The sequence below is a fragment of the Pseudomonas sp. TMW22090 genome (genome assembly GCF_022496665.1).
GTDB classification, from domain to species: Bacteria; Pseudomonadota; Gammaproteobacteria; order Pseudomonadales; family Pseudomonadaceae; genus Aquipseudomonas; species Aquipseudomonas gregormendelii.
The window spans coordinates 416,214-435,496 of record NZ_SCFH01000003.1; the positions used below are offsets into that span (position 1 = coordinate 416,214).

The window sequence follows — 19,283 nt, forward strand, 5'->3', positions numbered from 1 at the left end:
CCATCCCCAGCAGGCTGGCTCCCACAGCGGGTCTTGTGTGGGGCGTTATTGCGAGGTGGCCTTGAGGCCGGTGAGCAACAACCGCTGGAACAGATCCTCTTTCAATCCGTCCGGGTTAGTCAGCTGCATCCGTTCCAGGTGCACCGGAAACTGCGACGCCTCTGGCGCATCCAGCGCCGCCTTGCCCAGCTCCAGGATTTCCGCCAGCTTGAACTTGCTCTTCAACCAGTTCAAAGCCCGCAACAAATCCCGCTCCACCTCAGTGAAATCGCACCCCAGCGGATATTCCGGGAACAACTGCGGATGCCGCGCCTGAATCGCCTGCAGCCGTTGCGGTGTATTGTCAGCAAATCGCGGATCGATGCGGAAGTCTTTCGGCAACTTGCCCACCTTCTGCGCCTGCTCGATCAGCCCCGGCTGAAAGCGCGAGTCGCTGATATTCAGCAGCGCCTCGATCACCGCCGCATCGGTTTTGCCCCGCAGATCGGCAATGCCGTATTCGGTCACCACGATATCGCGCAGGTGCCGCGGAATGGTGCAATGGCCATATTCCCAGACGATGTTTGAACTGACCTCCCCACCCGCCTCGCGCCAGCTGCGCAGGATCAGCACCGAGCGCGCGCCTTGCAGTGCATGACCCTGGGCGACAAAGTTGTACTGGCCGCCCACGCCGCTGAGCACGCGCCCGTCCTCCAGCTGGTCGGCCACGCCGGCACCCAGCAGGGTCATGGTGAAGACCGTGTTGATGAAACGAGCATCCAGGCGTTGCAGGCGCTTGAGCTCCTCCTGACCGTATAGCTCATTGATGTAGCTGATGCGGGTCATGTTGAATTCGAGCCGCTTGCTCTGCGGCAACTCGCGCAGGCGCTCGTAGAAGCTGCGCGGCCCGAGGAAAAACCCGCCATGCACCGAGATGCCATCGGTCTGTGCGGCCTCATCCAGTGTGCCGGCATTGGCCTGTTGCTGAGTCGGCACATCCGGGTAGACCTTGCGCCGCACGATCCCGGCATCCGCCAGCACCAGCAGGCCGTTGACGAACATTTCGCTGCAACCGTACAAGCCTCTGGCGAACGGTTCGATACCGCCTTCGCGCTCGATCAGTTGCGCCCACTGGCTGAGATTGATGTCTGCCAACAGCGCTTTGTAGCCGTCACTGTCGGCCTGACGCGCGAGCAACGCCGCGGTCAGCGCATCGCCCATCGAGCCGATGCCGATCTGCAACGTACCGCCGTCGCGCACCAGTGCGCTGGCGTGCAGCCCGATGAAATGGTCCTGCAAGCCCACCGGCATGTTGGGTGTGGAGAACAGCGTGGTGTCGTCCTTGGCATCGATCAACAGGTCGAAGACATCGATACCGATTTCAGCGTCGCCTGGCATATAAGGCAAATCGTTATGCACCTGCCCGACCACCAGGATCGTCTCCCCCGCTGCCCGGCGTTTTTCCACCATGGGCAGCAAGTCGAGGGTGATGTCTGGATTGCAGCTCAGGCTCAGGCGATCGGGATGCTCGCTGTGGCTGGCCACAAGCTGGGCGATCAGGTTCAAGCCGGCGGCATTGATGTCCCGCGCGGCGTGGCTGTAGTTGCTGCTGACGTAATCCTGCTGCGCCGATTCGCTGTGGAGCAGGCTGCCTGGCTGCATGAAGAACTGCTGCACATGCACGTTGGCCGGCAGGCTGTCCTTGAGCAAATCCGCGAGGAAATCCAGTTCCGGATAATCGCCGAACACCCGCTCGATGAAAGGCTTGAGGAAGCGCCGCTGCAAGCCATCGCCCAGCACCGGTCGGCCCAAGCACAACGCGGTGTAGACGGTCAGCTGGCGTTCGGGCAGCTGCGCCACACGGTGATACAGCGCATTGACGAAATGGTTGGGTTTGCCCAGGCCCAGGGGCAGGCCCATGTGAATGTGCGCCGGCAACCGTGCCAGGACGTCATCGACCGCTTGCTCGATAGAACACAGCTGAACCATCTGATCTTCCCTTACATTCCGTGAGTCAGGGTTGGACCGAGCTTGCCTGCTCTTTGCTGCATTGAACAGTCTGGAACAGTGGAAAATTGGCGGAGCACGCTTGCGCGGGGCGTCAGGTCACCGGCGTCATCGTTGACGATCATCGCGAGCAAGCTCGCTCCTGCAGGCACAAAAAAGCCGCCCGAAAGCGGCTTTTTGCTGAAGATGAACGCTTATTTCAAGCCGGACATTTTCTCGATGGCGCCTTTGAGATCTGCATCGGAGCAGTCGGCACAGGTGCCTTTTGGCGGCATTGCGTTAATCCCGGTGATCGCTTTGGCCAGGATGCCGTCGAGGCCGCCCTGGTGATCCGCACGTTCTTTCCAGGCTGCAGTGTCACCAATTTTTGGTGCGCCCAGCAGGCCGGAGCCGTGGCAAGCGTTGCAATGTTTTGCAATGATCGAGTCAGGGGTCTTGGCATCACCGCCGCCGGCAGAAGCAGCGACTTCCATGCCTTTGCACTCTTGACCTGTTACACAGACCTTGCCGACGGGTTCAAGGCGCTTGGCAATATCGTCATTCGTCGCAGCTTGAGCGCTGACAGCCCATAGGGCCAGTACGGTTGCTGGTACAGCCAGCATTTTCATAATTAGGTTCACGCGTTCACCCTCAATGGTGGCTAGTCACGCCCACGGCCACGGTTCGCAGGCGGGCGCAAGTATAACGGTAAGCCCGCCACACTGAAACAACCCCAAAGTCGAAGGGGTCTTGTTCCATGGCGTTAAAACGCTTCGGGCGCCTCGGCGGTACTGGCAGGACGCCTCTTGCGTCAGAAATTCGCCGGTGTCGCTGCGCTGATTAGTCGCGCCGGCGCATCGAACGGATTACGGAAACGGTGCGGCTTGGTACTTTCAAAGTAGTAGCTATCGCCCGCTTCGAGCACAAATGTTTCAAGCCCGACCACCAATTCCAGTCGACCCTCAAGCACAATCCCGGTCTCCTCACCTTCATGGGTGAGCATCTCGTCACCGGTGTCGGCGCCCGGCGGGTAGATTTCGTTGAGGAACGCAATGGCGCGACTAGGATGAGCCCGGCCGACCAGCTTCATGGTCACTGCACCATCGGAGATATCGATCAGCTCATTGGCTTTGTAGACGATCTGGGTCGGTTTTTCCTGCAGGATTTCTTCGGAAAAGAACTCGACCATGGACATGGGAATACCGCCCAACACCTTGCGCAACGAACTGATCGAGGGGCTGACGCTGTTCTTCTCGATCATCGAGATGGTGCTGTTGGTAACACCCGCGCGCTTGGCGAGCTCACGCTGGGAAAGCCCCTTGAGCTTACGGATGGATTGCAGTCGTTCACCGACGTCCAATGCAGGAGCCTCCAGGAATTCAGGTTGTTGGAATATTGAGCGTTATCATGGCGACAGCGTTCAGTATTTACAACACTTGGACCTGAATCCTGTTGGGTGAGGCGATATTGTGCACACCGTGCCTTGCGTCAAACCCCGGAATAGAGCTTTGGCACCCGACGCAAATTGCAGAATATCTGGTAAGGAATCGTGTCAGCGGCCGCTGCGACTTCGCTGGCAAGGACGTTCCTGCCCCACAGTTCGACGGTTGAGCCGAGGCCAGCCTGTGGCACGTCGGTCAGGTCGATGCACAACATGTCCATCGACACCCGGCCAATCAACTGGCTGCGCTGCCCGGCGACCATGACCGGCGTGCCGGTGGGTGCCTGGCGCGGATAACCATCGGCGTAACCCATGGCTACCACCCCAACGCGCATCGGCCTCGGGGTGACAAAACGGGCGCCATAGCCAATCGGCTCGCCGGCCGGAAGCTCACGCACGCAGATGACTTTCGACTCGAGGGTCATCACCGGTTGCAGGCGCGAGGCCACCGTGTTGGCTTCTTCGAACGGCGTCGCGCCGTACAGCATGATGCCTGGGCGTACCCAGTCGCTGGGAACCTGCGGCCAGCCCATCACCGCCGGGGAATTGCGCAGGCTGATTTGCGCCGACAACCCCTGGCGGGCCGCCTCAAACACCGCGACTTGTTCAGCACTGGATTGATCATGCAACTCGTCAGCACGGGCGAAGTGGCTCATCAGCACAATCTTCGCGACCTTGCCGCTGGCGAGCAGCCGCTGATACGCCGCCTGGTAGTCCGCCGGATGCAGGCCGACCCGGTGCATGCCCGAGTCAAGCTTGAGCCATACCGTGATCGGCTTACTTACAGAGGCTTTTTCGATGGCTTCGAGTTGCCACAGCGAATGCACAACACACCAGAAATCGTGCTCGACGATCAGCGACAGCTCATCGGCTTCGAAAAAGCCTTCGAGCAACAAGACCGGCGCGCGAATGCCTGCAGCCCGCAATTCCAGAGCTTCTTCGATGCAGGCCACGGCAAACCCGTCCGCCTCGGCTTCAAGGGCCTGGGCACACCGTACCGCGCCATGACCGTAGGCATCGGCCTTGATCACTGCGAGGGCTTTGGCCCCCGTGACTTCACGGGCCAGTTGGTAGTTGTGGCGCAGGGCTTGAAGGTCGATCAGGGCACGGGCAGGACGCATGGCGGCAGACTTCTGGTCGGTCAGTGGACGAAAAACCGGCGCGGCTGGTGGCGTACACCGCCAGTCGCACCGGGAGAGGGATCTTGCTTAAGGCAGAGCGGCCACCACCGACAGCTCAACCAGGATTTGCGGTTCGCACAGCTTCGACTCGACCGTGGCACGGGCTGGGGCGACGCCCTTTGGCAGCCACTTGTCCCACACCGAGTTCATGCCGGCGAAATGCGCGTCGATGTCTTTCAGGTAAATCGTGACCGACAACAGGCGGCTCTTGTCGGTCCCCGCCAGATCGAGCAAACGCTCGATATTGGCCAGTGTTTCGCGGGTCTGCTGTTCAATCCCGGCACTCATATCATCGCCGACTTGCCCTGACAGGTACACGGTACCGCTATGGACGACGATTTGGCTCATGCGCTCATTGGTGAGCTGGCGCTGGATTGACATGTTTTGCGGACTCCTGAATTTTGTGGCCATAACGAGAAATATCGAGGCCTTCGGCACTGATCTGCGGCGTTTTTTTCGCCATCAGATCGGCCAGCAAGCGACCGGAACCGCACGCCATGGTCCAACCCAGGGTGCCGTGACCGGTGTTCAAAAACAGATTGCTGAACGGGGTAGCGCCCACGATCGGCGTACCGTCCGGGGTAGTCGGACGCAAGCCGGTCCAGAAACTTGCCTGGGCCAGATCGCCGCCCTGAGGATAGAGGTCGTTGACGATCATCTCCAGGGTTTCACGCCGACGCGGGTTAAGCGACAAGTCAAAACCGGCAATCTCCGCCATGCCGCCGACCCGGATGCGGTTGTCGAAACGGGTGATCGCGACCTTGTAGGTCTCGTCGAGAATGGTCGAGGTCGGCGCCATGGCCGGGTTGGTGATCGGCACGGTCAGGGAGTAACCCTTGAGCGGATACACCGGGGCCTTGATGCCCAGCGGCTTAAGCAGCTGCGGCGAGTAGCTGCCGAGCGCAAGTACATAGCGGTCAGCGGTTTCCAGCTTGCCGTCGATCCACACGCCATTGACGCGGTCGCCGGCGTAGTCGAGCTTCTGGATGTCCTGACCAAAGCGGAATTCAACGCCCAATTTCACGGCCATTTCGGCCAGGCGGGTGGTGAACATCTGGCAGTCGCCCGTCTGGTCGTTCGGCAGGCGCAAGGCACCGGCGAGGATATCGGTAACGCTGGCCAGGGCCGGTTCGACCCGGGCGATGCCAGCGCGATCGAGCAATTCGAACGGTACGCCGGACTCTTTGAGGACGGCGATGTCTTTTGCCGCGCCATCCAGTTGCGCCTGGGTACGGAACAGTTGAGTCGTGCCGAGGCTGCGACCTTCGTAGGCAATGCCTGTTTCGGCGCGCAATTCGTCGAGACAGTCACGGCTGTACTCGGAAAGGCGGACCATGCGCTCCTTGTTCACCGCATAACGGCTGGCGGTGCAGTTGCGCAGCATTTGCGCCATCCACAAGTACTGGTCGATGTCGGCGGTGGCCTTGATCGCCAACGGGGCGTGGCGTTGCAGCAGCCACTTGATCGCCTTGAGCGGTACACCCGGTGCCGCCCACGGCGAGGCATAACCCGGCGACACCTGGCCGGCGTTGGCGAAACTGGTCTCCATGGCAGCGGCCGGCTGACGATCCACGACCACCACTTCAAACCCGGCTCGAGCCAGATAATAAGCACTGGCGGTACCGATGACGCCGCTACCCAAGACCATAACGCGCATTTTCATATCCCTCATCGCGGCACGCCGCTGACGTTTGTTGTGTTCGAGCAATGATGTGCGCAGTGTAAAAAAGATTAGGCAGTGCTTTTCACTATATAAGTGCCTATATTTGGCGACAATTCTCGGCAAAAACCCTTTTCACGGAGGCGCATCCCCTATGCGTACCAACACTCAGACCAAACGTGAGCTGGACAAGATCGACCGCAACATCCTGCGGATCCTCCAAGCGGACGGGCGCATCTCGTTTACCGAGCTGGGGGAGAAGGTCGGGCTCTCGACTACGCCCTGCACCGAGCGTGTCCGGCGCCTGGAGCGCGAAGGGATCATCATGGGCTATAACGCCCGCCTGAATCCGCAGCACCTCAAGGGGAGCCTGCTGGTGTTCGTCGAGATCAGCCTGGACTACAAATCCGGAGATACATTCGAGGAGTTTCGCCGTGCCGTGCTGAAACTGCCGCACGTGCTGGAGTGCCACCTGGTGTCAGGAGATTTCGACTATCTGGTGAAGGCGCGGATTTCCGAGATGGCTTCGTACCGCAAACTGCTGGGAGACATCCTGCTCAAGCTGCCGCATGTGCGCGAGTCCAAGAGCTACATCGTGATGGAAGAGGTGAAGGAGAGCCTGTGTTTGCCGATTCCGGATTGATCTTTTGACTTTCGACGTTTAAACCAGCACCTGTCGGGTCGACGCCATGTACTCATGAATCTGCTTCTCCACCCGTGGATGAATCAACTCCACAGGCCCACGACCATTGGGGCACGGCAAGGTTTTGGTGGTGCCAAACAGCCGGCAGATCAGCGGCCGCTCGCCATACACCGTGCAACCATTCGGGCCCAGGTGCACACAGTTGAGCTCATCCATTGCCGCGTCCTGTTCGGCGCGGGTCTTGCGCGGCAGGCGGGACATTTCTTCCGGCGAGGTGGTCACCGGCCCACAGCAGTCATGGCAGCCGGGCACGCACTCGAACGAGGGTATCTGCTGGCGCAGGGCGCGAATTTTCTGACTGTTGCAGCTCATCGAAACAGTGACCAAAGCAGCGGAATAGAGCGCAATTGTGCAGCAAAAGCGCCCATCCAGACAGCGCGAGCCGACCAGTGTTGCCCGGCCTTGAAGGTCCGGCTTATGCTCGGTCAAATTTTCCAGACACCCGAATCAGGAACACGCACATGAATGCCCGTGCTCAGCAACCGGTCGCGAGCCACCAGCACACGCGCTCTTACTACGCCGCCAGCAGCCTGGCGCAACCTGATCATCCGATGTTGCAGGGCGACGTGGTGGCTGACGTCTGCGTGGTTGGCGGGGGCTTCTCAGGGCTGAACACGGCACTGGAATTGGCCGAGCGCGGCTTCAATGTGGTGCTGCTCGAAGCCCATAAGATTGGCTGGGGAGCCAGTGGCCGCAACGGCGGGCAGCTGATTCGCGGAGTGGGCCACGGGATCGACCAGTTCGCCAACGTGATCGGCGCCGACGGCGTGCGCCAGATGAAACTCATGGGCCTGGAGGCGGTGGACATCGTCCGCCAGCGGGTCGAACGCTTCCAGATTCCGTGCGACCTGACCTGGGGTTATTGCGACCTCGCCAACAAGCCCGGTGATCTGCAAGGTTTCGCCGAAGATGCCGCCGAGTTGCATGAGCTAGGTTATCGCTACGAAACCCGGCTGTTACAAGCCGGAGAAATGCACACGGTGGTGGGCTCCAATCGGTATGTGGGCGGCCTCATCGATATGGGCTCCGGGCATCTGCACCCGCTCAACCTGGCGCTCGGCGAAGCGGCTGCCGCGCAGCAATTGGGCGCCCGGTTGTTTGAGCAGTCGGCGGTGACCCGCATCGAGTATGGCCCGCAAGTCAAAGTCCACACGCTCCACGGTTCTGTCCGCGCCAAGACCCTGGTCCTGGGATGCAACGCCTACCTCAACGGTCTCAACCCTGAACTCAGCGGCAAAGTGCTGCCTGCGGGCAGCTACATCATCGCCACCGAACCCCTGAGCGAAGAGCAGGCTCATTCACTGCTGCCGCAGAACATGGCGGTGTGTGATCAACGGGTGGCGCTGGACTACTACCGGCTCTCGGCGGATCGGCGCCTGCTGTTTGGCGGCGCCTGCCATTACTCGGGGCGCGATCCAGGCGACATCGCGGCTTACATGCGACCGAAGATGCTCGAGGTCTTCCCACAGTTGGGGAGCGTGAAGATCGATTATCAATGGGGCGGCATGATTGGCATCGGTGCCAACCGCCTGCCGCAAATAGGCCGGCTCAAGGATCAGCCGAACGTGTATTACGCCCAGGCCTATTCGGGTCATGGGGTGAACGCGACCCACCTGGCGGGCAAGCTGCTCGCCGAGGCCATCAGCGGCCAGCAGGGGGGTGGGTTCGATCTGTTTGCCAAGGTGCCGCACATGACGTTCCCTGGCGGCAAGCATTTGCGTTCGCCGTTGCTGGCGTTGGGAATGTTGTGGCATCGGCTGAAAGAGTTGGTCTGATCATTTGTCTGTGTACTTTCGGCCCTCATCGCGGGCAAGCCTTGCTCCCACAGGTTCGGCGACAATTATGTGATTGACTCCATACCTGTGGGAGCAAGGCTTGCCCGCGATGAGGCCGATGAGAACAGTGCACATCTCAGATCCGCCAAAACGGTTTGAGCCCCTCCTCCCGCGCCTGCTCCGGACTCAGCCTGATATCCCGAAGCTGCTCCGCCGAAAGTCCCAGCAACGCCTTGCGCGTGTGCAGACGATGCCAGAACAGATCCCAGCGACTCAGGCCGGACGGCGCGTTGCGCATGTTCGCCTCGCGCGTGCCGTTTTCCTGCCCTTTCGCCAGTTCCTGACTGTGTAACGTCAGCCGCACATCGCTTAAGCCGTTCATCGTGTTGACTCCTGTTTACTTGGGTAGCAAGAGGTTTGATGATGCGCGGACGAGCAAAACCGTGACAGATCCAAACTTTGGGTATTAAATCCATACAGATTGGACGAATTGGCTCTGAATTGTCGAATTTCAGCTGATCTGTACTGGTCGACCGAACAATCCATAGCGAGACTGCGCCATGACCCTCTACGTCAACCTTGCCGAATTGCTCGGCACGCGTATTGAACAGGGCTTCTATCGCCCCGGCGATAGGCTGCCTTCGGTGCGGGCGCTGAGTGTCGAGCACGGGGTGAGCCTGAGCACGGTTCAACAGGCTTATCGCGTCCTCGAGGACAGTGGCCTGGCGATGCCCAAGCCCAAGTCGGGCTACTTTGTGCCCGCCAGCCGGGAGCTTCCGGAGCTGCCAGCGGTAGGCCGGCCGGCGCAGCGGCCGGTGGATATTTCCCAGTGGGACCAAGTGCTGGAGCTGATTCGCGCAGTACCGCGCAAGGATGTGGTGCAACTGGGGCGTGGCATGCCCGACATCACCACCCCGACCATGAAACCGTTACTGCGCAACCTTGCACGCATCAGCCGGCGCCAGGACATGCCCGGCCTGTATTACGACAACATCCACGGCACACTCGAGCTGCGCGAACAGATTGCACGGCTGATGCTCGATTCCGGCTGTCAGCTAAGCGCTGGCGATCTGGTCGTCACCACTGGCTGCCATGAAGCGTTATCCACCAGTATCCGGGCGATTTGCGAGCCGGGAGATATTGTGGCGGTGGATTCGCCGAGTTTTCATGGCGCCATGCAAACCCTCAAGGGCCTGGGCATGAAGGCCCTTGAAATCCCGACTGACCCTATCACCGGGATCAGCCTGGATGCGCTGGAACTGGCATTGGAACAGTGGCCAATCAAGGTCATACAGTTGACCCCCAACTGCAATAACCCGCTGGGCTACATCATGCCGGAGTCGCGTAAACGCGCATTGCTGACGCTCGCCCAGCGCTTCGACGTGGCGATTATCGAGGACGATGTGTATGGCGAACTTTCCTACACCTACCCGCGACCGCGCACCATCAAATCCTTCGATGAAGACGGCCGCGTCCTGCTGTGCAGTTCATTCTCCAAGACCCTGGCGCCGGGTCTGCGCATTGGCTGGGTAGCGCCCGGACGGTATCTGGAAAGGGTGCTCCACATGAAATACATCAGCACCGGTTCTACGGCGCCGCAGCCACAGATCGCCATCGCCGAATTTCTCAAGTCCGGGCATTTCGAGCCGCATCTGCGCCGCATGCGCAGCCAATACCAACGCAACCGCGACCTCATGATCGACTGGGTTACGCGCTACTTCCCTGCGGGCACTCGCGCCAGCCGGCCGCAAGGCAGTTTCATGCTGTGGGTCGAGTTGCCGGACGGCTTCGACACCCTGAAACTGAATCGCGCCTTGCACGATCAGGGCGTACAGATTGCCGTGGGCAGCATTTTCTCCGCCTCCGGCAAATACCGTAATTGCCTGCGGATGAACTACGCTGCCAAACCAACACCGCTCATCGAAGAAGCGGTGCGAAAGGTCGGCGCGGCGGCGATCAGGCTGCTGGCGGAAACTGATCACATCCACGACTGACCTTTCTGCCTAAACCAGCGTCCATATGCCGTCCCCAGCCGCCAATCGGATCGATCCTACGTGAGAGTCAGACACCCCCTGCTCGCTCTTGTGCTCCTCGCCTCGCTCCTGGGAGGCTGCGCCAGCCTGGATGTGACACGCGAACCCAGCCAGGCCCTGACCGCGAGCGATTCGGCGTTCGGCCGGTCGATCCAGGCCCAGGCAGCACCTCATGAAGGCAGGTCAGGTTTTCGCCTGCTGTCCAACAGCAGTGAAGCGTTCATGGCGCGCGCAGAGCTGATCCGCAATGCCCAGAGCAGCCTCGACCTGCAGTACTACATCGTCCACGACGGTATCAGCACGCGAATGCTGATCGAAGAGCTGCTCAAGGCGGCAGACCGTGGTGTGCGGGTCAGAATCCTTCTCGACGACACCACCAGTGATGGTCTGGACTGGGTGATCGCGACCCTGGCGGCGCACGAGCACATTCAGATCCGCCTGTTCAACCCGCTCCACCTGGGCCGCTCCACGGGCGTGACGCGCAACATGGGCCGCCTGTTCAACCTTTCGCAACAGCACCGACGCATGCACAACAAGCTGTGGCTGGCGGACAACAGCGTGGCCATCGTCGGCGGGCGCAATCTGGGCGATGAATACTTCGACGCCGAGCCCAACCTCAATTTCACCGACATCGACATGCTCAGCGTCGGCCCGGTGGCCGAACAGCTGGGGCACAGCTTCGATCAGTACTGGAACAGCGCGCTGAGCAAACCGATCGACCAGTTCCTGTCGAGCCGGCCGACGCACAAAGACCTGCAAGACACCCGCACCCGGCTTGAGCAATCCCTGGAAGAAACCCGCAAGCAGAATCACGCGCTCTACCAGCATTTGATGACCTACAACACCAATCCGCGCATGGACATCTGGCGCCGGGAGCTGATTTGGGCCTGGAACCAGGCGCTGTGGGATGCGCCAAGCAAGGTGTTGGCAAAAGGCGAGCCAGATCCGCAGCTGCTGCTGACCACTCAGTTGGCGCCGGAATTGAACGGGGTGAGCAAGGAGCTGATCCTGATTTCGGCTTACTTCGTGCCGGGCCAGCCGGGCCTTGTATACCTGACCGGTCGGGCCGATGCGGGCGTCTCGGTGACCTTGCTCACCAACTCACTGGAAGCCACCGATGTGCCGGCGGTGCATGGCGGCTACGCGCCGTACCGCCGAGCGTTGCTTGAACACGGCGTGAAGTTGTTCGAGTTACGCCGTCAGCCGGGCGAAGGCGGCGGTAGCGGCCCACACATTTTCTCCAGCAAGTCCTACCGCGGCTCCGACTCCAGCCTGCACAGCAAGGCGATCATTTTCGATCAGCAGAAGTCGTTTATCGGATCCTTCAACTTCGACCCGCGCTCGGTGCTGTGGAATACCGAAGTCGGCGTACTGGTCGACAGCCCTGAACTCGCTGCGCATGTGCGCAAATCGGCGCTGGAGGGCATGGCGCCGGCCTTGAGTTACCAGGTGAAACTGCAGGACGATCAGATCGTCTGGGTGACCGAAGATGACGGCAAGATGCACGTGCTGACCAAAGAACCTGGCAGCTGGTGGCGTCGCTTCAATGCATGGTTCAGCACGGCCGTAGGCCTGGAGCGGATGTTGTAGAACGGCAAAAAATCGCAGCCTTCGGCAGCTCATGCGATTGAAAACGCAATTTCCTGCAGGAGCTGCCGAAGGCTCGGGCCGCGTTCGGACGATCTTTTGATCTAAGCCGGTTGCACGGCACCAAATGCCCCCTGCCGCGACAGCAGAATCACCAACCCGAACGCTCCCGCTGCCATCAACAGCGGCAACGCATGACCACTGATCCACTGGCTGCCGGCCCCGGCAACCAGTGGCCCGACCAGACAGCCGATCCCCCACAACTGGGCAATATGCGCATTGGCGCGCACCAGCGCATCGTCCCGATAGCGCTCGCCAATGAGGATCAGCGACAAGGTGAACAAGCCGCCCGCGCTCGCGCCAAACAGCACCCACAATGGCCAGATCAGCAGGGTGTCGATCAGGAACGGAATCGCCAGGCTCGACACCAGCAGGATCACCGCACACCCGGTAAACAGCGTGCGCCTGGACAACCGATCCGCCAGTGCACCGATCGGCAACTGCAGCAGTGCATCCCCCACCACCACCGTACTGACCATCGCCAGGGCGATTTCCGTGGTGAAGCCCTGACGCAGGCAATAAACCGGTAGCAAGGTCAAAATCATCGCTTCAAACGCTGCAAACAGCGACACCGCCCAGGCAATCGCCGGCAAACCGCGGCAAAAACCCAACAAGTCCCTGAAAGTCACACTGCACGCTTCGCTGCTGGGTGCCCCGCTGCGGCCCAGCAACAACAACGGCGCAATCATCAGCAGGGCGACCCCGACCCAGAATCCGTAATCATGATCGGTGCCAACGGCCCCCAGCAGCAACGGGCCGGCCAGTTGGCTCAACGCATAGGCGCTGCCATACAGCGCGACCAGGCGTCCGCGCCATTGCTCGATAACCAGCTGATTGATCCAGCTTTCACCGAGGATAAACACCAGGGTCAGGATCACCCCGATCATCAGCCGCAACGCCAGCCATACCGGATAACTCGGCAACAACGCCAGCAAGCCAATGGACAGCGCCCCCGCCCACAGGCAAAGACGCATCAGGTTGGCCGTGCCGAAACGCGCTGCCAAGTGACTGGAAATCTTCGCCCCCAGCAACACGCCGATCGCCGGCATTGCCGCCATCACACCGATCGCAAAAGACCCATATCCCCAGCTTTCCAGGCGAAACGACACCAGCGGCATGCTGACGCCCAGGGCCAGGCCAACACTCAAGACAGACGCCAACACGGCGAAATACGTCGCCCAACGCATGGTCCACGCTCCTGTGGATATTATTTTTAACTAACAACACAAAACACTGTGGGAGCGGGCTTGCCCGCGATGGCGCCCTGACATTCAACATGGGTTGGCTGTCAGATTGCTATCGCGGGCAAGCCCGCTCCCACAGGGGATCAGAGTCGTTCAGGAGCCCGATAGGTCATCAGGCTCCACACAGACTTACAGCTTGATCCAGGTCGCCTTCAGCTCGGTGTACTTGTCGAACGCATGCAGCGATTTGTCGCGACCATTACCCGATTGCTTGAAGCCGCCGAACGGCGCGGTCATGTCGCCGCCGTCATATTGGTTGACCCAGACGCTACCGGCACGCAACGCCTTGGCGGTCAGGTGTGCCTTGGAGATGTCCGCCGTCCATACCGCTGCAGCCAGGCCGTACGGCGTGTCGTTGGCGATTTGCACCGCTTCCTCGGCGCTGTCGAAGGTGATGACCGACAGCACTGGGCCGAAGATCTCTTCCTGGGCGATTTTCATCGCATTGCTCACGCCGTCGAAAATCGTCGGTTCAACGTAAGTACCACCGGTTTCCTGAAGGATTCGCTTGCCGCCCGCGACCAGTTTGGCGCCGTCGGCATGACCGGATTCGATATAGGACAGCACGGTGTTCATTTGCTGGGTATCTACCAGCGCACCGACGTTGGTCGCAGGGTCCAGCGGGTTGCCCGGCTTCCAGGTCTTCAGCGCCTCGATCACCAGCGGCAGGAACTTGTCCTTGATCGAACGCTCGACCAGCAGGCGCGAACCGGCGGTGCAAACTTCGCCCTGGTTGAAAGCGATGGCGCCAGCCGCCGACTCGGCAGCGGCTTGCAGGTCCGGGGCATCGGCGAAAACGATGTTGGGGCTCTTGCCGCCCGCTTCCAGCCATACGCGCTTCATGTTCGACTCGCCCGAGTAGATCAGCAGCTGCTTGGCAATCTTGGTCGAACCGGTGAACACCAGCGTGTCGACATCGTTGTGCAGGGCCAGCGCCTTGCCAACGGTATGACCGTAGCCCGGCAGGACGTTCAGCACGCCTTTGGGAATACCGGCCTCAACGGCCAGCGCCGCGATGCGGATGGCAGTCAGCGGCGATTTTTCGGACGGCTTGAGAATCACCGAGTTACCGGTGGACAACGCCGGGCCGAGCTTCCAGCAGGCCATCATCAGGGGGAAGTTCCACGGCACGATGGCACCGACAACGCCAACCGGCTCACGAGTGACCAGACCCAGTTGATCGTGCGGAGTGGCAGCGACTTCGTCGTAGATCTTGTCGATGGCTTCACCGCTCCAGCTCAGGGCTTGCGCCGCGCCAGGAACGTCGATGTGCAGGGAATCGCTGATCGGCTTGCCCATGTCCAGGGTTTCAAGCAGGGCCAACTCTTCGGCGTGCTGTTTAAGCAAGCCGGCAAAACGAATCATGGTGGCTTTGCGTTTGGTCGGTGCCAGGCGCGACCACACACCGGAATTGAAAGTGGCGCGAGCGTTTTCAACAGCGCGCTGGGCGTCGGCGGCGTCACAGCTGGCGATCTTGCCCAGCAGGCGGCCATCTACCGGGCTGATGCACTCGAAGGTCTCGGCAGAGACCGCATCGGTGTATTCACCATTGATGTAGGCACGGCCTTCGATCTTCAGATCGCGAGCCCGTTGTTCCCAATCGGCACGAGTCAGGGTGGTCATACGAGTGTCCTCCTCTTGTTGAATACGAGCGCCCTGCGTTCTTCGCGGACGTTCTCAGGAATTCCGCCCGGCCATCCCGCATGTTCGGCCCAAGGCAACCGCCACCCTAAACCAGCGGCAGGTGAAGTTTCAATATATTTGACATAAGGCCGGCAAACGGCCTTGCGATGTTCATTTTAATAAACATAGACTTCGGGCTTTCCAACGCAATCACTGGGGATTACAACAATGAACATCCAGGACATCGCCGATTTCAGCCAGGCCGACATCCAGCCCGATCGCTATCGGCCGGACGACGCCAGAATCCTCAAGGGCGATCCCGAGCAAGCCGTGTACAACCACTACAACAGCCCTTGCGGCCAGCTGAGTGCAGGTGTGTGGGAGGGTGCAGTTGGCCAGTGGCTGGTGAATTTCACCGAACACGAGTACTGCGAAATCGTTCAAGGCGTTTCAGTGCTGCGCGACAATGACGGCAACAGCAAAACCGTGCGTGCGGGAGATCGTTTTGTCATCCCGGCAGGCTTCAAAGGCACCTGGGAGGTGCTGGAGCCGTGCCGCAAGATCTACGTAGCGTTCGAACAGAAGGCCTGAGGATTCAGGCTGCCTATGGTTAGGCAACAAAAAAGGCCCGTATCTCGCGATAGGGGCCTTTTTCGTAAGAGAGAGAAAATCAATTACTTGATTTTGCCTTCTTTGTAGATCACGTGCTTGCGAACAACCGGATCAAATTTCTTGATCTCGATTTTGTCCGGAGTAGTACGCTTGTTCTTGTCGGTAGTGTAGAAGTGACCAGTACCGGCGCTCGAAATCAAACGAATCAATTCACGCATGATTAGCTCCCTTAGATCTTGCCAGCGGCGCGGATTTCGGCCAGCACGACAGTGATGCCACGCTTGTCGATGATGCGCATGCCTTTGGCAGATACGCGCAGACGCACGAAACGTTTCTCTTCTTCAACCCAGAAGCGGTGATGCTGCAGGTTCGGCAGGAAACGACGACGGGTTTTGTTATTTGCGTGGGAAATGTTATTCCCAGTCACCGGACCCTTACCGGTAACTTGACAGACTCTCGACATGCCTCAGCCCTCTAAAACCACATGCCCAACCCGGCATGGGTTGGCCGCTTAATCTCTCAGTCATTTGGCGCCAGGCGCCGCGTTTCTTTAAGGGTCTTACCGGCTACACCTACAAGTGAAGGAACCGGGCCCCTAGAAAAGAGCGCTGCTTTATACCAGAAAGACCGCAGAGCAACAACATTCCGTGTGCCTTGAGTCGATAAAAACCGTGTTTTTCAGGCTTTGAGCGCCTTGGATAAAGGCTGTGGCGGATATTGACCGCTCGTCGCAGAGAATCAGCCGACGGCCCGTTTTGCGGTTTCACAGATCGCCGCACACGGAAATCAGTCGCACATAGTCTCCCTAAAATGAAAATGGGGATAGTCATTTGCAAAGGAGCCATCTAGGGTAAGCCTTTTCCAGACTGCACTTGCAGATGGGCCTTCGATCTGTAAAGGAAACCGACCATGCGCCTCGCTGCCCTACCGTTGTTGCTCGCCCCTCTCCTGCTGGCCCCGCACGCCATGGCTGCGGCCCTGAGCGTCTGCACCGAGGCCAGCCCTGAAGGGTTCGACGTGGTGCAATACAACTCGCTGACCACCACCAATGCATCAGCCGATGTGCTGATGAATCGCCTGGTGGACTTCGATACGGCCAGCGGCAAAGTGGTTGCGGGCCTTGCCGACAGCTGGGAAGTTTCTGCGGACGGCCTGAGCTACGTGTTCAAATTACATCCTCAGGTGAAATTCCACCGCACCGACTATTTCACGCCCACCCGGGAGCTGACTGCCGAAGATGTGAAGTTCAGTTTCGATCGCATGCTGGACCCGGCAAACCCTTGGCACAAAGTGGCGCAGAGCGGCTTCCCGCATGCACAGTCGATGCAACTGCCGGCGCTGATCAAGAAGATCGATGCGCTGGACCCGCTTACAGTGCGCTTCACCCTCGACCACCCGGATTCGACCTTCCTGCCGACTCTGAGCATGGGCTTCGCTTCGATCTATTCCGCCGAGTACGCGGACAAGCTGATGAAAGCCGGCACGCCGGAGAAGCTCAACAGTCAGCCCATCGGCAGCGGCCCGTTCGTCTTCACGCGCTTTCAGAAAGACGCCTCCATTCGCTACAAGGCCAACCCGGATTACTTCCGTGGCAAGCCCTCGGTTGATCCGCTGATATTTGCCATCACCCCGGACGCCAACGTTCGCCTGCAGAAGCTGCGCCGCAACGAGTGCCAGATCGCCCTGTCACCCAAACCGCTGGACGTACAGGCCGCGCTGAAAGAGCCGACCCTTAAAGTGGAAAAGACCGACGCCTTCATGACGGCATTCGTCGCCATCAACAGCCAGCATCCGCCGTTGGACAAGGTTGAAGTGCGCCAGGCGATCAACCTCGCCTTCGACAAGGCCAATTACGTCAAGGCGGTGTTCGAAGACACGGCCGAACCCGCCGCCGGGCCCTACCCGCCTAATACCTGGAGTTACGCCAAAGGCTTGCCGGGCTACGCCCACGACATTGCGAAGGCCAAGGCATTGATGGCCAAGGCCGGGCTCAAGGATGGCTTCCAGACCACCATCTGGACCCGCCCTTCCGGCAGCCTGCTGAACCCCAACCCAAGTCTTGGCGCGCAGATGCTGCAGTCGGACCTGGCGGAAATTGGCATCCAGGCCGAGATTCGCGTGATCGAATGGGGCGAGGTCATCCGACGCGCCAAGGCGGGCGAGCATGACCTGCTGTTCATGGGCTGGGCGGGTGACAACGGCGATCCGGACAACTTCCTGACACCGCAGTTTTCCTGCGCGGCGGTCAAGTCCGGCACCAACTTTGCCCGCTACTGCAACCAGGACCTGGACAAGCTGATCAGCGCCGGCAAGACCACGTCCGAGCAGGGTGTGCGCACCAAGCTGTATGAACAGGCCCAGGCGCAAATCCAGCAACAGGCTCTCTGGCTGCCACTGGCGCACCCCACCGCCTTTGCCTTGCTGCGCAAAAACGTCGAGGGGTATTCGGTGAGCCCGTTTGGTCGCCAGGATTATTCGAAGGTAAGCGTGAAGTAACCGCACCACCGCACACCCCGTGGGAGCAGGCGTGCCAGTGATGGCGGTGGATCAGGCATGAATTCGCTGACTGAACTGACGCTATCGCTGGCAAGCCAGCTCCCACAGGGTTTAGCGCCACTACATCCAGCCGTACTCGGCCATCGACAACGGATCCCCATCGCCCACGATGAAATGATCGAGTATCCGCACATCAATCAGCTGCAGGGCCTCCTGCAGCCGCCTGGTCAGCTGGCGGTCCGCCTGGCTGGGGGCGGCGTTGCCCGAGGGATGGTTGTGGCACAGGATGAGCGCAGCGGCGTTGTTGGCCAGTGCGCGCTTGACCACCTCCCGGGGATGGACGGCGGTACTGTCGATGGAGCCGCGAAACAACGCTTCGAAGGTCAGCACCTGGTGCCGCGAGTCCAAAAACAGACAACCGAACACTTCCTGTTGCTCGTGGCGCAGCATCGATTTCAGATAATCGCGAACGGCCTGGGGGTTTTCCAGCGCCGAACGCACACGCAACCGTTCCGCCAGATGCCGCCGGTTCATTTCCTGCACCGCCTGCAGTTGCGCAAATTTTGCCGGCCCCAGCCCCAATTCCGCACTGAACGCCGGCTGATCGGCCTCCAGTAACGCCCGCAGGCTGCCAAACTTGCCCAGCAGGTGACGCGCCAGGTCCACGGCGCTTTTGCCCGCGGCACCTGTTCTCAAAAATATGGCCAGCAACTCTGCATCCGAAAGGCTCGCCGAGCCCTGCTCAAGCAGCTTTTCCCGGGGTCGCTCGGCCGCCGGCCAATCACGAATACTCATAGCACCTCCCTGTCTGTGGGCGCCGCTGTTCCATAGCGGTCGCTGTGATATCTTAGCCCATCTTTTTTGCGGGCGAATTCATCCCTGGGGAGGGGGTTTCGCCATGCA

At 60.1% G+C, this 19,283-nt stretch carries 19 protein-coding genes; 6 read left to right on the forward strand and 13 right to left on the reverse strand.

Features of this window, described 5'->3' with window-relative positions:
• Positions 1 to 45: 45 nt before the first annotated feature.
• From EQV97_RS11180 to dadA, 6 genes are all read right to left on the reverse strand, one after another.
• Entirely contained in the window at positions 46 to 1,968 is a 1,923-nt protein-coding gene (locus tag EQV97_RS11180) for an acetyl-CoA hydrolase/transferase C-terminal domain-containing protein (protein ID WP_205891726.1), read from the reverse strand.
• A gap of 212 nt (positions 1,969 to 2,180) precedes the next feature.
• Entirely contained in the window at positions 2,181 to 2,594 is a 414-nt protein-coding gene (locus tag EQV97_RS11185) for a c-type cytochrome (protein WP_122840998.1), read from the reverse strand.
• Between the two features lie 182 nt (positions 2,595 to 2,776).
• Complete coding sequence (locus EQV97_RS11190) at positions 2,777 to 3,325, reverse strand: cupin domain-containing protein (RefSeq protein ID WP_122840997.1); 549 nt, start codon at positions 3,323 to 3,325, stop codon at positions 2,777 to 2,779.
• 128 nt (positions 3,326 to 3,453) lie between these two features.
• Positions 3,454 to 4,527: an alanine racemase gene (alr, locus tag EQV97_RS11195; protein ID WP_122840996.1), complete on the reverse strand. Its 1,074-nt coding sequence runs from the start codon at positions 4,525 to 4,527 to the stop codon at positions 3,454 to 3,456.
• An 87-nt stretch (positions 4,528 to 4,614) separates the two neighbouring features.
• Positions 4,615 to 4,968, reverse strand: coding sequence for a RidA family protein (locus EQV97_RS11200; RefSeq protein WP_045059176.1), 354 nt, complete (start codon positions 4,966 to 4,968; stop codon positions 4,615 to 4,617).
• Positions 4,940 to 6,244: a D-amino acid dehydrogenase gene (gene dadA / locus EQV97_RS11205; RefSeq protein ID WP_045059199.1), complete on the reverse strand. Its 1,305-nt coding sequence runs from the start codon at positions 6,242 to 6,244 to the stop codon at positions 4,940 to 4,942. Before dadA ends, EQV97_RS11200 begins: the two co-directional genes overlap by 29 nt.
• Before the next feature lie 157 nt (positions 6,245 to 6,401).
• On the opposite strand from dadA, the gene EQV97_RS11210 reads away from it, so the two are divergent.
• Positions 6,402 to 6,890, forward strand: a complete 489-nt coding sequence (locus tag EQV97_RS11210; RefSeq protein WP_010465173.1) for an Lrp/AsnC ligand binding domain-containing protein — start codon at positions 6,402 to 6,404, stop codon at positions 6,888 to 6,890.
• Positions 6,891 to 6,908: 18 nt separating this feature from the next.
• Here EQV97_RS11210 and EQV97_RS11215 read toward each other — a convergent pair whose 3' ends face one another.
• Complete coding sequence (locus EQV97_RS11215; RefSeq protein ID WP_045059177.1) at positions 6,909 to 7,262, reverse strand: YkgJ family cysteine cluster protein; 354 nt, start codon at positions 7,260 to 7,262, stop codon at positions 6,909 to 6,911.
• Between the two features lie 149 nt (positions 7,263 to 7,411).
• Between EQV97_RS11215 and EQV97_RS11220 the strand changes: the two genes are divergently transcribed.
• Positions 7,412 to 8,725: an FAD-binding oxidoreductase gene (locus EQV97_RS11220; RefSeq protein WP_240888939.1), complete on the forward strand. Its 1,314-nt coding sequence runs from the start codon at positions 7,412 to 7,414 to the stop codon at positions 8,723 to 8,725.
• A 136-nt stretch (positions 8,726 to 8,861) separates the two neighbouring features.
• Here EQV97_RS11220 and EQV97_RS11225 read toward each other — a convergent pair whose 3' ends face one another.
• Entirely contained in the window at positions 8,862 to 9,107 is a 246-nt protein-coding gene (locus tag EQV97_RS11225) for a hypothetical protein (protein ID WP_240888940.1), read from the reverse strand.
• A gap of 178 nt (positions 9,108 to 9,285) precedes the next feature.
• Here EQV97_RS11225 and EQV97_RS11230 point away from each other — a divergent pair, with 178 nt between their 5' ends.
• Both EQV97_RS11230 and EQV97_RS11235 read left to right on the forward strand, forming a co-directional pair.
• On the forward strand, positions 9,286 to 10,719 hold the full coding sequence (locus EQV97_RS11230) for a PLP-dependent aminotransferase family protein (protein WP_240888941.1): 1,434 nt from the start codon (positions 9,286 to 9,288) through the stop codon (positions 10,717 to 10,719).
• Between the two features lie 60 nt (positions 10,720 to 10,779).
• On the forward strand, positions 10,780 to 12,348 hold the full coding sequence (locus EQV97_RS11235) for a phospholipase D family protein (protein ID WP_240888942.1): 1,569 nt from the start codon (positions 10,780 to 10,782) through the stop codon (positions 12,346 to 12,348).
• Between the two features lie 101 nt (positions 12,349 to 12,449).
• On the opposite strand, the gene EQV97_RS11240 is transcribed toward EQV97_RS11235, so the two are convergent.
• Together EQV97_RS11240 and EQV97_RS11245 are read right to left on the reverse strand one after the other, a co-directional pair.
• Complete coding sequence (locus tag EQV97_RS11240; protein WP_122840991.1) at positions 12,450 to 13,592, reverse strand: MFS transporter; 1,143 nt, start codon at positions 13,590 to 13,592, stop codon at positions 12,450 to 12,452.
• Positions 13,593 to 13,778: 186 nt separating this feature from the next.
• Complete coding sequence (locus EQV97_RS11245; RefSeq protein ID WP_045059183.1) at positions 13,779 to 15,272, reverse strand: aldehyde dehydrogenase; 1,494 nt, start codon at positions 15,270 to 15,272, stop codon at positions 13,779 to 13,781.
• Between the two features lie 228 nt (positions 15,273 to 15,500).
• On the opposite strand from EQV97_RS11245, the gene EQV97_RS11250 reads away from it, so the two are divergent.
• Positions 15,501 to 15,863: a cupin domain-containing protein gene (locus EQV97_RS11250; protein WP_045059184.1), complete on the forward strand. Its 363-nt coding sequence runs from the start codon at positions 15,501 to 15,503 to the stop codon at positions 15,861 to 15,863.
• An 83-nt stretch (positions 15,864 to 15,946) separates the two neighbouring features.
• On the opposite strand, the gene rpmG is transcribed toward EQV97_RS11250, so the two are convergent.
• Together rpmG and rpmB are read right to left on the reverse strand one after the other, a co-directional pair.
• Positions 15,947 to 16,102 (reverse strand): 50S ribosomal protein L33, encoded by a 156-nt coding sequence (gene rpmG, locus EQV97_RS11255; RefSeq protein ID WP_007894709.1) that lies wholly within the window; start codon positions 16,100 to 16,102, stop codon positions 15,947 to 15,949.
• Positions 16,103 to 16,113: 11 nt separating this feature from the next.
• Complete coding sequence (gene rpmB, locus EQV97_RS11260; RefSeq protein WP_003176907.1) at positions 16,114 to 16,347, reverse strand: 50S ribosomal protein L28; 234 nt, start codon at positions 16,345 to 16,347, stop codon at positions 16,114 to 16,116.
• A gap of 446 nt (positions 16,348 to 16,793) precedes the next feature.
• On the opposite strand from rpmB, the gene EQV97_RS11265 reads away from it, so the two are divergent.
• A complete protein-coding gene (locus tag EQV97_RS11265) occupies positions 16,794 to 18,380 on the forward strand; it encodes an ABC transporter substrate-binding protein (protein ID WP_122840990.1) in 1,587 nt (528 codons plus the stop codon).
• 120 nt (positions 18,381 to 18,500) lie between these two features.
• Here EQV97_RS11265 and radC read toward each other — a convergent pair whose 3' ends face one another.
• A complete protein-coding gene (radC, locus tag EQV97_RS11270; RefSeq protein ID WP_122840989.1) occupies positions 18,501 to 19,175 on the reverse strand; it encodes a DNA repair protein RadC in 675 nt (224 codons plus the stop codon).
• Positions 19,176 to 19,283: the final 108 nt, after the last annotated feature.

What these genes read in the sequence shown, in the direction of transcription:
- EQV97_RS11180 (WP_205891726.1), bottom strand. Translation starts at nt 1,968, where the DNA reads ATGGTTCAGCTGTGTTCTATCGAGCAAGCGGTCGATGACGTCCTGGCA.
- EQV97_RS11185 (WP_122840998.1), bottom strand. Translation starts at nt 2,594, where the DNA reads ATGAAAATGCTGGCTGTACCAGCAACCGTACTGGCCCTATGGGCTGTC.
- alr (WP_122840996.1), bottom strand. Translation starts at nt 4,527, where the DNA reads ATGCGTCCTGCCCGTGCCCTGATCGACCTTCAAGCCCTGCGCCACAAC.
- EQV97_RS11200 (WP_045059176.1), bottom strand. Translation starts at nt 4,968, where the DNA reads ATGTCAATCCAGCGCCAGCTCACCAATGAGCGCATGAGCCAAATCGTC.
- dadA (WP_045059199.1), bottom strand. Translation starts at nt 6,244, where the DNA reads ATGCGCGTTATGGTCTTGGGTAGCGGCGTCATCGGTACCGCCAGTGCT.
- EQV97_RS11210 (WP_010465173.1), top strand. Translation starts at nt 6,402, where the DNA reads ATGCGTACCAACACTCAGACCAAACGTGAGCTGGACAAGATCGACCGC.
- EQV97_RS11215 (WP_045059177.1), bottom strand. Translation starts at nt 7,262, where the DNA reads ATGAGCTGCAACAGTCAGAAAATTCGCGCCCTGCGCCAGCAGATACCC.
- EQV97_RS11220 (WP_240888939.1), top strand. Translation starts at nt 7,412, where the DNA reads ATGAATGCCCGTGCTCAGCAACCGGTCGCGAGCCACCAGCACACGCGC.
- EQV97_RS11225 (WP_240888940.1), bottom strand. Translation starts at nt 9,107, where the DNA reads ATGAACGGCTTAAGCGATGTGCGGCTGACGTTACACAGTCAGGAACTG.
- EQV97_RS11230 (WP_240888941.1), top strand. Translation starts at nt 9,286, where the DNA reads ATGACCCTCTACGTCAACCTTGCCGAATTGCTCGGCACGCGTATTGAA.
- EQV97_RS11240 (WP_122840991.1), bottom strand. Translation starts at nt 13,592, where the DNA reads ATGCGTTGGGCGACGTATTTCGCCGTGTTGGCGTCTGTCTTGAGTGTT.
- EQV97_RS11245 (WP_045059183.1), bottom strand. Translation starts at nt 15,272, where the DNA reads ATGACCACCCTGACTCGTGCCGATTGGGAACAACGGGCTCGCGATCTG.
- EQV97_RS11250 (WP_045059184.1), top strand. Translation starts at nt 15,501, where the DNA reads ATGAACATCCAGGACATCGCCGATTTCAGCCAGGCCGACATCCAGCCC.
- rpmG (WP_007894709.1), bottom strand. Translation starts at nt 16,102, where the DNA reads ATGCGTGAATTGATTCGTTTGATTTCGAGCGCCGGTACTGGTCACTTC.
- rpmB (WP_003176907.1), bottom strand. Translation starts at nt 16,347, where the DNA reads ATGTCGAGAGTCTGTCAAGTTACCGGTAAGGGTCCGGTGACTGGGAAT.
- EQV97_RS11265 (WP_122840990.1), top strand. Translation starts at nt 16,794, where the DNA reads ATGCGCCTCGCTGCCCTACCGTTGTTGCTCGCCCCTCTCCTGCTGGCC.
- radC (WP_122840989.1), bottom strand. Translation starts at nt 19,175, where the DNA reads ATGAGTATTCGTGATTGGCCGGCGGCCGAGCGACCCCGGGAAAAGCTG.